Here is a 13577-nt window from a genome sequence, read left to right as displayed (position 1 = left end):
GATGCGACGATTGCTACTTATACCCATACTAATATTATCAGCGCCAAGCCAAGCTCTTACGCTTGAAGAGTCTGTGGCTGAGGCGATTAATCATCACCCGAGTATTTTACAAAAATACGCCAGCTTTGAAGCTGCGGTTCGTTATAAAAGAGCGGCCGTGGGAGATTATCTACCACAAGTTAAGCTTTACGGTGGCATAGGCTATGAGAATGTGCGCTATAACAGCGGTCGACGTGTGGATACAGAGCTTGAGCGCAGTGAAATTGGCGTGCGTGTGTCGCAATTGATTTTTGACGGCTTTAGAACCACATCTGAAATTGATCGTCTCGACTTTGAAAAAGAAGCTGAGCGATTAGGGTTACTGTCAGATGCTGAAAACCTTAGTCTCGAAGTCAGCCAAGTTTATCTTGAGCTATCAATGGCTAATAAAATTGTAGAGCTATCAGAACGTAATATAAAAGAGCACCAAGAAGTGCTGAAAAATATCGAGTCACGTAAAGACAAAGGCCTGAGTAGTGAGTCTGATGTAGCACAAGTGCGAGCCCGTCTCGCTACCAGTCAGTCGGGTTACCTCTCGGCGCGTAATAACCAAATGGATAAACAGGCGCGCTATTATGATTTAGTCGGCCAACTGCCGAAAGACTTACATGATCCCCAGCCTGACTTTAATTACGTGCCAACTAGCCTACCTGATGCGATTCGACTGGCATTAGATAACCACCCCGAAATTGATGCAGCAATTTTAGATACCCAAGCTGCAAATGCTCAGCACGAGCGTGAAAAAAGTGACTTTTGGCCAACCCTGTCGCTTGAGTTGCAAGCTAATAAAAATGACAACATAGGTGGTATCGAAGGGCCTGATGAAGATGCTCGTGCCATGTTGATGTTGAGCTACGATCTATTTAATGGTGGCTCAACAACAGATCGCACAGAGGCGGCCTCTTGGCGTTATCAACAATCTTTAGCCATTCGTAACAATACCCAAAAGCAAGTTGAAGAGGGGACGCGTTTAGCTTGGAATGCATATGAATTTATCGGTCAACAACGTGGTTTTTACCGTGAAAATGTCGATCAAGCGGTTAAGGCTGAGCAAGGCTATAACAAGCAGTTTGAGCTGGGACGTCGCTCATTGCTTGATGTGCTAGATGCAAAAGTTGAGGTGTTTTTAGCGCGTAAGCATTACATCACAGCTCATTACAATTATAAGATTGCTGCTTATCGGTTAATCAATGCTACTGGCTACCTGATGGAGTCATTCCGTGTTGATACCCCAGAAGCTTGGATGGAGGAGAAATAACATGCGTATTTTTCTGACTCAGTTGCTTTTTATAACTGCACTGCTACTACAAGGCTGCGCAGAAACCGCAGCGCCTTTTGCTGTTGCGCCACAAACTCGTGATTTACTTGATAGTGATACAGACGGGGTAATCAATGCCCGTGATAAGTGCGCGGCAACGAGTAAAGGGGCAATTATTGATAACGACGGCTGTCCAAGCCCAAACATCACGGTGAAAGAAGACTTTAGAGTGATTATGTTTGGTTTCGACAGAGACACCTTAGATGCTCAGCAAGCAGATAAATGGCGCGGCATTGTCGGTCGCTTAGCGCAGAAGCAGTCGCCGTCACTCTATTTGGTGGGTGATACTAGTGTAGAGGGCAGTGAGGACTATAACCATGCGCTGGCTAAACGCCGGGTGGATTACATTACTCAACTTGCGGTTGAGCAAGGTTTTCCCGCAGATGCGATTAAAGAGGAAGTTTATTATAAGCAAAACCATATTCCTCAAGCTGTGTCAGGTCGGGAACACCGCCTAGTTGCAGTGGCTACATGGCAAGAGTCAGGCACTGCGATGATGTGGAATATCTATACTTCTGAGCGCAGTAAATAGCTTTAAGCTGATAAAGTTCAAAATCGGCGACACATGCAGATGTGTCGCCGATTTTTTATGTTTGATTTAACCAGTACCTAAATTGGCTAGGTAATTGTCCAGTCCAGCGTTTAAACGAGCGCCTGAAATTATTAGTGTCGGCAAATTTAAGTTGCTGAGCAACTTGCAGGTTCGTTTCACCAGTTACTGCTAATAAATAGATGGCATTGTGTAGATTCGCTTGGTCTTGCAGTTGCTGAAAACTCACATTGAAAGGCTTTAGGCGGCGCTTTAATGTCGCAGGACTTAGGCCGAGTTTGTGAGCAATATCAGGCAAAGAGTGATGCTGCTCTTTGGTTAGCAGGCGGCGGATCATGGCTGGCAATCCTATGGTAAATTCGGTTTGCTTTTGTTGTTGCTGTGCTTGTAATTCTGCCAGTCTAAATCCCTGCCTATCTGCCATTTGAAATGGCACATCATTTAAGGCTAAATCATAACTGATCACGCACAGAGGTTGGGTAAAGCTCAGTTTGTCGCCTAAGTATTTATGATACTGGTCGATATGTTTGGGCTTAGCATAGGGCAAGCTGAAATGACCTTGCCAAGCTTTATTGGCTAGGCGCTTATAGCTGGCGACTAAACTGGAAAGCGTTAGCTCAATAAAGAACTGTTGCTGTTTAGTGGTTGCAATGTCCAGTTGTAGTATTAAGTGCTGCTGTTGTTCTGTTTGCCAGCGCCAGCCTTGCAACCAAGGCTGACTTTGCCAGTGGTATTGCTGCCACAGATTTTGCATTTCGGTTAAGTTAGCACTACACAATAGGCCGTTAGTCAGGTTGCCGCTTTGGCTTGGTAGCCATTGCTGGCCTAATAAAAATGCCAGATCGTTACCAGGCCACAAATGTAGTGCGTTGTCGATAAGTTTGCCGAGTTGCAGCGGGCTTATTTTGTGGTTTAAGTGACGAAGATCTTGCTCAAAAATCCCTGTACCGCTAAGCAGCTGATGAATATTGAGTTGCCGATATTCAAATAAGCTGATTAAGCTGGCGACCAGTAGTGAACTGTTGATGCATTTATCTTGAGCATAAGCGATGCCTTGCATGCTTAGCCAGCCTTTGCAATTGGCCGAGCCAGTTTGATTTGCTTCATCTTGTTATTTAACCGGCTAATTAATTTATTTGCTTCAATGGCTTGCTGTTCAGTTTGAGGCTGATAGTGCACCTCGGCACAACTGGCTTGGCAGTTTAGTTGATTAATGGCTTGTTTGAGTTCCTTGGCCATCGCTTGGGTAAAAGTATTGGAAGCGTTGGGGAGTAACACGATAAAGCTGTCACCAGCGTAGCGACACACTAGATCTTGTGAACGCAGTTGGCTAGACAAGAGCTGGGCAATGTTAGTCAGTAAAATATCGCCCTCCTTAAAGCCTTGTTGCTGGTTGATGTCGTTAAAGTTATCTATATCAAACATAACCAGTCCAAGCTGTTTATCACGTTTAATATGCATGTCTAATTGGTGGCGAATAGCGCGGCAATCATAGATTTTGGTTACCCGATCAACTAATTGATGCTGTCGGAAAAATTGTTCTCGTGTACGCAGTTGCTCGTTGACTGTTTTCTGCTCTTCACGCCATAACCATAAACCTAAGGTTAGCGTCAGTAAGCCTATTGGCGTTGGCAGTTTTTCTAGCCAGCTAAACCAAGTTGGCAAACTACTATTGATAAAAAACTCATCTAACAAGTCCATATAGCAGCCTAAGCTGTAGCCGAGTAAGCCGATAATCAGCAGTCGAGTGACATTGCCGTCAGGTCTTGCTTGCAGCACCATAGTTAACCAACTTAGCCCCAGAATGAGCAGTGCACCTTCTGTGGCGACATCAAATAGATCTATGTTACTGCTGGGTTTGAGCTGCGCCTGCATCAGGCTAAAACTGAGTAAAAGACTAAAAGTGATGGCGATAGTGCATGCTGCTCGATAGATTTTTCCGTTAGCCATTGAGTCCTCTTCGCGCTAAGTTTCACGCGTGCTGATAGCAATATTGTTGCAATAAAATGAACACGCTAGCGCTTTTTGATGACGGTTTTATGATGCAGAAACAGTCAAATTAGCTCAGTGGATTTGTGGTTAATGTATGCATAGTGCAGGGGGGAACGGTAATGACTGCACTGGCTAACCTGCAACCATACGGATTTAAATCCCAATAAAACAATTGCTTGCGTGTTTTTCTTGCTCGGTTTTATCTGTTTTCTCTAAGGCTTAAACCGTTGCGAATGAGCAGGCAAATTGGCTCAGTAACACGGATAAACTATCGTAAGCTATTGAATTTAATTACAGTTAGATTTTCCCGTCATGTAAATGTCATCTAGCTATTCTAGCTTTGCCTGCAAATCACCTTTAGCAGAATAGGAACCAACACCATGAAGCAGCTCGGCTCGCTTTCACCGCTTTACTTAGCGCTCTTTGCGTCAAGCTTGTGCATACCTAACACCTCATGGGCAGGCAGAGTGGAAGGCTCAATTAAAGATGTCATAACGCAGATCCCGTTAGAGGGGGCCATGATTAGCATCGAAGAGTTGAACTTAAAGCAAGAATCTAATCGAGACGGTCGCTTTTTCTTTCAAGAAGTACCTGAAGGCCGCTACACCTTAGTGGCACAGTATCTTGGCGGCCAAACCTATAAACAACAGATCCAAGTCGGTGAGATCAGTTTGACTCAAACCGAAATTGAGTTGAGTGGCGATGGCGTTGAACATATTCAAGTGATTGGTCAGCGTGGTGCTTTAAGTAAATCGTTAAACCGCCAACGCGCTGCAGACAATTTAGTCAGTGTATTAAGTGCCGATGCACTGGGCAACTTTCCTGACACCAATATTAGTGAGGCGCTACAAAGAGTGCCCGGGGTGTCGATTGAACGTGATCAAGGTGAAGGCCGCTTTGTACGTGTTCGCGGCATGGCGCCAGACTATAACTCTGTATCTATGAATGGCACTCGTTTACCCTCGCCAGATAGTGACCGTCGTGCCGTTGCCTTAGATGTTGTGCCTGCTGACTTATTACAATCGGTTGAAGTGACGAAAACCTTAACTCCTGATATGGATGCCGATTCGCTTGGCGGTGCGATAGAAGTGAAAAGCCTATCGGCATTTGACCGTGATGAAAGGTATATCAACGTCAGTGCTGAGGGCAGTTATGATGCGATGACAGAAAGCAGTAACCCAAAGCTGGCGGCTAGTTTTAGCGACATTTACCAAGATAATTTCGGTGTGGCACTTGCTGCGAGTTGGTACGACAGGGACTTTGGTTCCGATAATGTCGAAACTGGCGGCAAGTGGAGCTTTGATGAGCCTGCACGCTTGGAGGAGGTTGAACAAAGAGATTACGACATTAATCGAGAGCGGATCGGGATCGGTGCCAATTTTGATTTTCGTCCCAACGATAATAATGACCTGTACTTACGCACCCTTTATAGCAGCTTTGTTGATAGCGAAACTCGAAATTCTAATGAGATTAAGTGGGATGAGGCGACCTTAGCTGATCAGCTAAGTGCCGCAGAAGCGACACGCTCACTCAAGTCTAGAGAGGAAGATCAGTCGATTATCTCATTAGTCTTTGGTGGTGAATCACGTTTTGATAAGTGGATTTTAAATTACCAAGCAAGTTGGAGTCGCGCTCAAGCTGACAAGCCTATGTATATCGGCAAAGCTGATTTTGAAGCTGGCTTTGATGAAGTGGGTTATCAAGACTCTCAAGTGCCAAAAATTATTGCCGACGATAGGTTTTATAGCGCTGATGAGTACCAACTGGCTAAGATTGAAATTGCAGATTCCAGTACCGTCGACAATATGATGTCAGGCAAATTTGATGCAAGTAAAACTATGTTACTTGGTGAGCGTCCGCTAGAAGTTAAGTTTGGCGCTAAATACAGTAGTCGTGAAAAAACTAACCGCGAAGACGTATGGATTTACAAAGATTTTGATGAGCTGGGCTTTACTGAACAGCAACTCAGTATGGCTGCATTTGCTGGCAATGAACCTAACTATAATCTAGGCCGTTTTGGGCCATCAATTAATGCTGATGCCGTGTGGGATCTGGTTCATCGCTTAGACAGCGATGCCGCAATAGATGATATTGAGTCGCAGATTAACGACTTTGATATCGATGAAGATATTGCCGCGGCCTATGTAATGGGTCACATCGATATCGACAATCTACGCATATTGGCCGGTGTGCGCTTTGAGTACACTGACATGTATTCCAAAGGCACAGGCTTTGATGCAAGCCAAGATGATTTCTTTGCTACGACTTACGACAGAGACTACCAACATTGGTTGCCTGGTTTGCACCTAAACTATAAATGGGGTGATAAAACCGTAGTCAGAGCATCATGGAATAACACGATTGTTAGGCCGACATTTGGTCAACTTGCACCAGGCTATTTAATTGAGCAAAGCGACGATGAACTTGAAGCTGCGTTTGGTAATCCAGATCTAAAGGCGCTGGAATCCATGAACTGGGATATTAGTGTTGAACACTATATGGGCGGTTTAGGCGTGGTCTCTGTAAGTGGTTTCTACAAAGACATTAGTCACTTTATTTATGAAGCAGATTTAGGTGGCTACGGCAAATACCAAGACTTCGATAAAGCTGACACCTTCGTCAACGGCGACGACGCCAATATTTTGGGGATGGAGTTGGCCTATGTGCAAGAGTTTGGCTTTATGCCTGAGGGCTGGCGTGGCCTGATATTTACCACCAACCTTACCTTAAGTGATTCAACGGCTGAGATTAACTGGCAAGATGATGGCACTCAAACTCGTGATATCCCACTACCTAGCCAATCCGAAGTATCTGCCAATGCATCATTTGGCTATGAAAACGCCTATGTTAGCTTTCGTTTTTCTGCCGCTTACAAATCAGAATACTTACTAGAAGTGGCTGAGCTTGATGATGCGGCATTTGATATCTATCAAGATGCGCATACTCAATATGATTTTGTTGCCAAAGGCTTTATCACTGAAGACTTAACTGTCTATTTCAAAGCGATAAATCTCAGCGATGAACCTTTCTATGCCTATACCGGGCAAAACCGTTATAACGCGCAGTATGAAGAATACGGCCGTACTTTCCAGCTGGGTATCCAGTACATTAACTTTTAAGGAACCAGCTAATGACTTTTAAACATGTTCTCACTCAGTCGGCACTCGGATTAACCCTGTTAAGTTCGGCGCTAATTGCAGTCCAAGCGCAAACCGCAGAGGTTGTGCAACCTAGCCCTGCTGGTGGCAGTGAAGTGGCAAAATGGCAAAGCCACTGGTTATACGCCAGCGAGCAGCAAGGACTATTACTTACCGATAACGCTGGGCTTAAAACCGTGGTGCCGGGGCAATTTGAGTATTTAGCCGTACATAACAATATTGCCCTAACTTACGATACTCAGGTCGACCAAGTGCAAGGTATTAAGCTTGATCTCAATAATATGCAGCGATTAGTTTTGTTACCAAAACGCAGCTTTCAAGTTGAGTGGCTTTGCTTACAACCGCGTCTTGCAGATGGCAACCTCTATGCATGGATTGGCGATGAAGCAGGCCGTGCAGAGCAATGGCTTTTAACAAGCGATGAGCAATGGAAACCACAGCTAGTGCGCAGCATGTCAGTAGCAATGGGCGCGCTAAAATGCCGTGTTGACAGCAATGAGCAGCTCTATGTTATCGATAATGGTCAAGGCTTATGGCGCTATGCCGCAGCGCCTCATAGCCCTGATGAATCTGCACTCGTTGTCAGCTTGCCCGACAATTCGCTAACAGGACTGGCAATGGTTGCGGACCAACCTGTGATGCTGGATGAGTCAGGTCAAATGTTTGATGCTCAAGGCCAGCGGTTAAACTCACCGTTTACTCAAAACTTAGCTTTAGAGAGCCTGTATATCGCAGATAATCAAGCGCAGGCGTACTCAGATGAGGATGGCTACTTTTACCTAGGTCAGTTTGAGCAAGCGCAGTTGTATGGTTCGCACCCAGCAGGGACGCCGAGTAAAGACGTAATTAAAGAAGTACCTACAGCGGTTGAAAGCAGTATTGCAGATAGAGCTGGTGATACCATGGATGATCCGGCCATTTGGATCCATCCAACGGCACCAGAAAAAAGTCGCATACTTGGCACGAATAAGCGTTGGGGATTATTGAGTTTTAATATGCAGGGTCAACAAGTTCAAGCCTTGGCTGTGGGGCGGGTGAATAATGTTGATATCCGCCAAGGTGTTAACTTAGGTGGTAAGCTTAGGGATATTGCAGTGGCAAGCAATAGAGACCGTGACAGTTTAAGCTTGTTTGAGTTAAACAACGAGGGTGAACTCATTCAATTAGCTGAGCAAGCCACGCCGTTAACCGACATCTATGGCCTATGCTTGTATCAACCACAGGCTGATGAGCTGTATGCTTTTGTTAATAATAAGGCCGGAGAGATCAGTCAAATGGCGCTTCGCTGGCAAGACGGTCAATTAACGGCAACAGAAGTTCGCCGCCTCACTGTACCTAGCCAACCAGAAGGTTGTGTGGCTGACGACAAACAACAGCGGTTATTTCTAGGTGAAGAAAATAGTGGTATTTGGCTATTTGATCTCGCTAGCGACACCCCAAGCAACCGTCTGCAAATTAACGCTGAGATGATTATTCAAGCTGGTGGGCCATTGGTGGCTGATATTGAGGGAATAGCCCTATATCAAACGGCTAGTGCAGACTATTTAGTTGTATCTAGCCAAGGCAACGATAGCTATTTGCTATACCAAAGCCAAGCGCCATATGAGTATGTAGGGCGTTTTCGTATCGGGGTGAATGCTGCTAAAGGTTTTGATGGTAGTGCGGAAACCGATGGCTTAGATGTTACTACGCAAGCCGTTGGCAGTGGGCGTTGGGCGCAAGGTATGATGGTGGTGCAAGATGGCCGCAATCGCATGCCGGATCAAAATCAGAATTTTAAGTGGGTGCCTTGGAGTGAAATCAGCCAAGCGCTCGAGCTAAAATAGTCTTAATAAACAACAAGGCGGTCTAGCCGCCTTGTTGTTTATTTAAGCTAACTTGTTTAAGGTCGGCTGAAAAACAGAGTTTGATCGACTTGGTTATCACCATTCTCATCGACGCCTAAGCTTAACACGTCATTACTAACTGATAAGAAGAGTCCTAATGTTGGATCAAGCGTGAAGTCTGTCAGTCCTGTATCACCGTTTGCATCAAAAGTGATATCTACAGAGACTTTATTGTTATCAGGGTCAATGCTGTATTTGCCCCATTCCATGCCAGACTTCTCATCTTGGTCACTAAAATCCACTTCTGCATGGACATATGTTCCATCTTCATAGAATACAAACATAAGCAGGTCGTTTTCATCTGGTTCGCCGTCAATATCTCTGATTAACCAAGGCCCAAGTTCTACAGTGTTTGCTAATGGAGCAAAGATGAGTGTTTCATCAATTGTGCCGTCTGCGTCTTCATCAACATTGAGAGTTAACTGGCCATCGACAATCGTCGCAAAGAGTTGTGGGTTGCCAGCTGTTTTGTCAAAGTCATTAAGACCGATATCGCCATTGCCATCAAAGTCTTGGGTGGCATAAACGCGATTCGTTTCGCTATCACGCTCATAAGTTCCCCACTCCATGCCGGCATCTTCTGTAGAGCTAGCATCTTCGACTTCAAATAACACATAAGTTCCGTTGTTAAAGAAGGTGATACTGAGCAGATCAGTTTCACTATTAGTGATTGACCAGCTGCCGACAATTCCGAGTTGGATCGCATTTTCATCGAGTTGCTCTGCTAGGTGAGCAAGCGCAGACTCCTCACTGATAAGTTCAGAAGTTACGTTATCTTGACCACCGTTTGCGATTGTGTTTTTTACCGCATCGGCGGCAGCAAAATCAGCGGTAGAGAGGCTGAAGTCTACCGGTTCGGCTGTATCAATAGCAGTTTGTGTGATTGTTATACCGTTATCGGGGTCGCCATCTTGATCTAAGGTTTGCAGCAACCTAGCCATATTGACGACCTTATCGTCTGTAATATCTTCTGTGTTGGCTATATTGAGTGGTGTAACTACGCCAGAGGCCGTTGTTGCTGGGAACTCAAGATCGCCAATGAAGAAAGTGACTGTTTCGCCATCGACATAGTCGTAACGCCCTTCGGCATCGGTCACCCCTGATAGGGTTTCAGTTTTATAACCTATGCCAATTACAGGGCTATCGAGAAACACACCAGATTCATTTGGTGTGGTTACTGGTTGGGTTACGGGTTGTTCAATCTCTGCATTGTCATTGTCGTCACTACTGCAAGCGCTGAGAAAGCTGATTAAGAATAAAGAGCATACAATGCGTTGAGCACGCGGGTAGGTCTTAATTGACATAGGAACTCCTTTTCTTGCCAAAGTCATTAGAAGTGATTTATCGAAAGCGGTTGATACTGACTTTTAAAAATACGGTAATTGATTGGTTAATAAAGTCGATTCAAGTTATTTCAAAAAATTTCAAAAAAACGCTATTCAAAAGGGATTAAATCAATACTTTAGTGTATAAAAAGAGCGGTTGTGATTAAATAATCAACGGTTTAAGCAAGATACCTAAGGATGGAAATTGTGCGCATATTGATGATTGTGTCTGTATTATTTTTATTAACAGCATGCGATAGCGGCTCAACATCTATGGCATTAGGTAGCCTTGAGCGGCAGCGAATCGCCTTGACGGCAACCACCAATGAGGTCGTGGTTTCTTTGCCAGTTGCGCAAGGAAGTCAGGTAACTCAAGGTACTGTGTTAGTTCAGCTTGATGATACGCTGCAAAAAGCTAATGTGGCTAAAGCGTTAGCTGATGTGGCTCAGGCGACCGCCAATTATGAAAAGCTACTAAAAGGTGCGCGAGAAGAGGAGATTGCCGCCGCAAGAGCCAAAGTCTCAGGGGCTAAAGCCACCTTGCAAGAAAGTGAGGCAAACTATCGCCGTATTGCTAGTATGGCGAAAGATAACTTGGCCAGCAAAGCGGATTTAGATCGTGCTTTAGCGACGCGAGACTCTGGTGTGGCCAACTTAGATAGTGCGCAAGAGCAGCTACGCGAATTAGTTGCGGGCTCGCGAGAAGAGGATATCCGATTTGCGCTGGCTAATTTAGATGCAACCGAAGCGGTACTTGCTGGTGAGCAGAAAAAATTAGCGGATTTAACCATTCGCGCTACCCGTGACGGTATATTAGATAACTTACCGTGGAACTTAGGCGAAAGGGTTACACAAGGTAGTCCGTTAGCTGTGGTGTTAGCCGGTAAAGCACCGTTTGCTAGAGTTTATGTGCCTGAGCCTTATCGTGTCAAAGTGAGCGTCGGGGATGCTTTGCTTGTGCATGTGGATGGCGTAGATCAACCTATCGAGGGTAAAGTTAGTTGGATTGCTAATGAACCTGCATTTTCACCTTATTATGCGCTCAACCAAGAAGAGCGTGCCCGCCTGATGTATTTAGCTGAAGTGCAATTACCCGATAGTGCAGCGCAATTGCCAAGTGGTGTGCCTGCTCAGGTTGAAATGCCATGAGCCAGTCATCAAATCAGCATCAACAATCGGTCATCAAAACTAAAGGTTTATGTCGGCATTTTGGTAGCTTAAAGGCGATTGAGAATCTCGACTTTGAAGTCGGTAAAGGTCAAATTTATGGCTTTCTTGGGCCTAATGGTTGCGGTAAAACCACAGCGATTCGTATGCTGACGGGCTTACTGCTGCCAACATCGGGCGAGATAGAGATCTTAGGGCTTACTTTGCCCCGAGACGCTGAGAAGTTACGCCTTAAAATCGGTTACATGACGCAAAAATTCTCCTTGTACGATGACCTTACCGTAAAAGAAAACCTCAAGTTTATCGCCAAAATCTATGGTTTATCTCGCAGCGAACAACAGTCGCGGATAGATGAGTTACTAGAGACATATGGCTTAGATCAAAAAGCGCATCAGCTTGCTGGCAGCATGAGTGGCGGACAAAAGCAGCGTTTGGGTTTAGCGGCGGCCACCATGCATAAACCTGAGTTACTGTTTTTGGACGAACCCACTTCGGCAGTTGATCCTGAGAACCGGCGTAATTTTTGGGAGAAGCTATTCGACCTGTGCGAACAAGGCACCACTATTTTAGTGTCGACCCATTATATGGACGAAGCTGAGCGCTGTCATAAGCTGGCAATTCTTGAAGCTGGCGTGAAGCGCGCTGATGGTTCTCCCGATGAACTTATGCAAAATATGGGGGCGCAAGTGGTCGAGATTGAGTCGAGTCAACTACGGCAACTTAAACAGCAGCTTATAGTACTCCCTGAAGTCATCTCTGCCGCGCAGCTTGGTTCAAGATTACGAGTGCTAGTGCTAGTGCAAGATAGCTGTGATGACCCTCTCGACTTTCTTGTTCAGCAAACGGCGTTAGATAAATCGGCTTTAACTTTAGTGCGTCCAAGCCTTGAAGATGTATTTGTAACTTGTACCGGTAAGGGGCGACAATGAAAACACTTTACCGATTGCAGGCAATAGTCACCAAGGAACTCACCCAGCTTAAGCGAGATCGAATGACCTTTGGCATGGTGATTATGATCCCGCTGATCCAGCTGATGCTATTTGGCTTTGCCATTAACACTAACATTCGTGATATTCCGGTAGGCGTCGTCGATCAAAGCCAAACAGCTTTAAGTCGAGTGCTAATTCAAACCGTTACAGCCACCCAAGTGGTGGAGTTTACTGAACATTTTTATGATGTTGAGGCGGCTCATGCGGGCATTGCGCGTGGTGAAGTGCGGGCAGTAATGGTGATCCCTAAAGATGTTAGTCAGCGTTTAGTGCGGCATAAAACGGTTGGCTTAGGTACGCCTCCCTCCAGCGACGAGGAAACCAGCCGCCCTGTTGCGCAGTGGATTGTTGATGGGTCAGATACTATGATTGCCGCTGCAATTAAGGGACTAAGGGCAATGCCATTAACTGAGCTGCTCGGACTGCCTGCAAATCGGATAACGCCGACCTTTGAGGTGGCTCTGTTTTATAATCCTGAGCAGCGCACCGTAGTGAATATTGTGCCGGGGCTGGTGGGCGTAATCTTAACTATGACCATGATTATGTTTACCTCAGCTGCGATTGTGCGTGAACGAGAGCGCGGTAACTTAGAGATGCTAATCACCACGCCTATCCGTTCAATTGAATTAATGCTGGGCAAAATTATCCCTTATATGCTGATTGGTATCGTGCAGGTGGCTATTATTCTGGGGTTGGGCTATAGCGTGTTTAATGTGCCTATCAATGGCAGCTTGCTGCAGTTAGCGGGGGCTACCTTGTTGTTTATTATGGCAAGTTTAACCTTGGGGTTGGTGATATCTACCATAGCCAAAAGTCAGCTACAGTCGATGCAAATGACAGTTTTTGTTTTATTGCCATCAATTTTGTTATCTGGATTTATGTTCCCGTACGAAGGAATGCCGATAGCGGCGCAATACATTGCCGAGGCGTTACCAGCAACCCATTTCATGCGACTTATCCGCGGAGTCGTATTACGCGATGTAGAAATTATAGACATGACTTACGATGTGACTTGGTTGGCTATTTTCACGATTATTGGCTTAATCGTGGCGTCGTTACGATTTAAAAAGAACTTAGGTTAGCCAGCCTTTTGTGAATTTATATTGTGTATAACCGATTAATAACCATTTATATGGCTTTTAAGATGCATAAA

General features: G+C 45.3%; 10 protein-coding genes. 7 read left to right on the top strand and 3 right to left on the bottom strand.

Annotated features, from left to right (window positions below):
* The first annotated feature begins 1 nt into the window (after position 1).
* Together L2740_RS20520 and L2740_RS20515 are read left to right on the top strand one after the other, a co-directional pair.
* Positions 2 to 1297, top strand: coding sequence for a TolC family outer membrane protein (locus tag L2740_RS20520; protein WP_248951895.1), 1296 nt, complete (start codon positions 2 to 4; stop codon positions 1295 to 1297).
* A gap of 1 nt (position 1298) precedes the next feature.
* Positions 1299 to 1889, top strand: coding sequence for an OmpA family protein (locus L2740_RS20515; protein ID WP_248951894.1), 591 nt, complete (start codon positions 1299 to 1301; stop codon positions 1887 to 1889).
* Between the two features lie 55 nt (positions 1890 to 1944).
* On the opposite strand, the gene L2740_RS20510 is transcribed toward L2740_RS20515, so the two are convergent.
* Together L2740_RS20510 and L2740_RS20505 are read right to left on the bottom strand one after the other, a co-directional pair.
* Positions 1945 to 2967: an AraC family transcriptional regulator gene (locus tag L2740_RS20510; protein ID WP_248951893.1), complete on the bottom strand. Its 1023-nt coding sequence runs from the start codon at positions 2965 to 2967 to the stop codon at positions 1945 to 1947.
* 2 nt (positions 2968 to 2969) lie between these two features.
* Positions 2970 to 3857 carry a GGDEF domain-containing protein gene (locus L2740_RS20505; protein ID WP_248951892.1) on the bottom strand — a complete coding sequence of 296 codons (888 nt, stop codon included), beginning with the start codon at positions 3855 to 3857 and terminating at the stop codon, positions 2970 to 2972.
* Positions 3858 to 4279: 422 nt separating this feature from the next.
* Here L2740_RS20505 and L2740_RS20500 point away from each other — a divergent pair, with 422 nt between their 5' ends.
* Both L2740_RS20500 and L2740_RS20495 read left to right on the top strand, forming a co-directional pair.
* Positions 4280 to 7018, top strand: a complete 2739-nt coding sequence (locus L2740_RS20500; protein WP_248951891.1) for a TonB-dependent receptor — start codon at positions 4280 to 4282, stop codon at positions 7016 to 7018.
* Positions 7019 to 7029: 11 nt separating this feature from the next.
* Positions 7030 to 8883 carry a phytase gene (locus L2740_RS20495; protein ID WP_248951890.1) on the top strand — a complete coding sequence of 618 codons (1854 nt, stop codon included), beginning with the start codon at positions 7030 to 7032 and terminating at the stop codon, positions 8881 to 8883.
* A gap of 56 nt (positions 8884 to 8939) precedes the next feature.
* Here L2740_RS20495 and L2740_RS20490 read toward each other — a convergent pair whose 3' ends face one another.
* Positions 8940 to 10247, bottom strand: coding sequence for a hypothetical protein (locus L2740_RS20490; RefSeq protein ID WP_248951889.1), 1308 nt, complete (start codon positions 10245 to 10247; stop codon positions 8940 to 8942).
* A 219-nt stretch (positions 10248 to 10466) separates the two neighbouring features.
* Between L2740_RS20490 and L2740_RS20485 the strand changes: the two genes are divergently transcribed.
* From L2740_RS20485 to L2740_RS20475, 3 genes are read left to right on the top strand one after another with little or no spacing between them, the layout of a single operon-like run.
* A complete protein-coding gene (locus L2740_RS20485; protein ID WP_028766657.1) occupies positions 10467 to 11417 on the top strand; it encodes an HlyD family secretion protein in 951 nt (316 codons plus the stop codon).
* Positions 11414 to 12364 (top strand): ABC transporter ATP-binding protein, encoded by a 951-nt coding sequence (locus L2740_RS20480; RefSeq protein ID WP_248951888.1) that lies wholly within the window; start codon positions 11414 to 11416, stop codon positions 12362 to 12364. Before L2740_RS20485 ends, L2740_RS20480 begins: the two co-directional genes overlap by 4 nt.
* A complete protein-coding gene (locus L2740_RS20475) occupies positions 12361 to 13506 on the top strand; it encodes an ABC transporter permease (RefSeq protein ID WP_248951886.1) in 1146 nt (381 codons plus the stop codon). Before L2740_RS20480 ends, L2740_RS20475 begins: the two co-directional genes overlap by 4 nt.
* The last annotated feature ends 71 nt before the right edge of the window (positions 13507 to 13577 follow it).

Source organism: Shewanella pneumatophori, assembly GCF_023283895.1.
Classification (GTDB): Bacteria; Pseudomonadota; Gammaproteobacteria; order Enterobacterales; family Shewanellaceae; genus Shewanella; species Shewanella pneumatophori.
The sequence above is the reverse complement of the archived record's forward strand: the minus strand, read 5'-3'. Positions and strand labels throughout refer to the sequence as shown.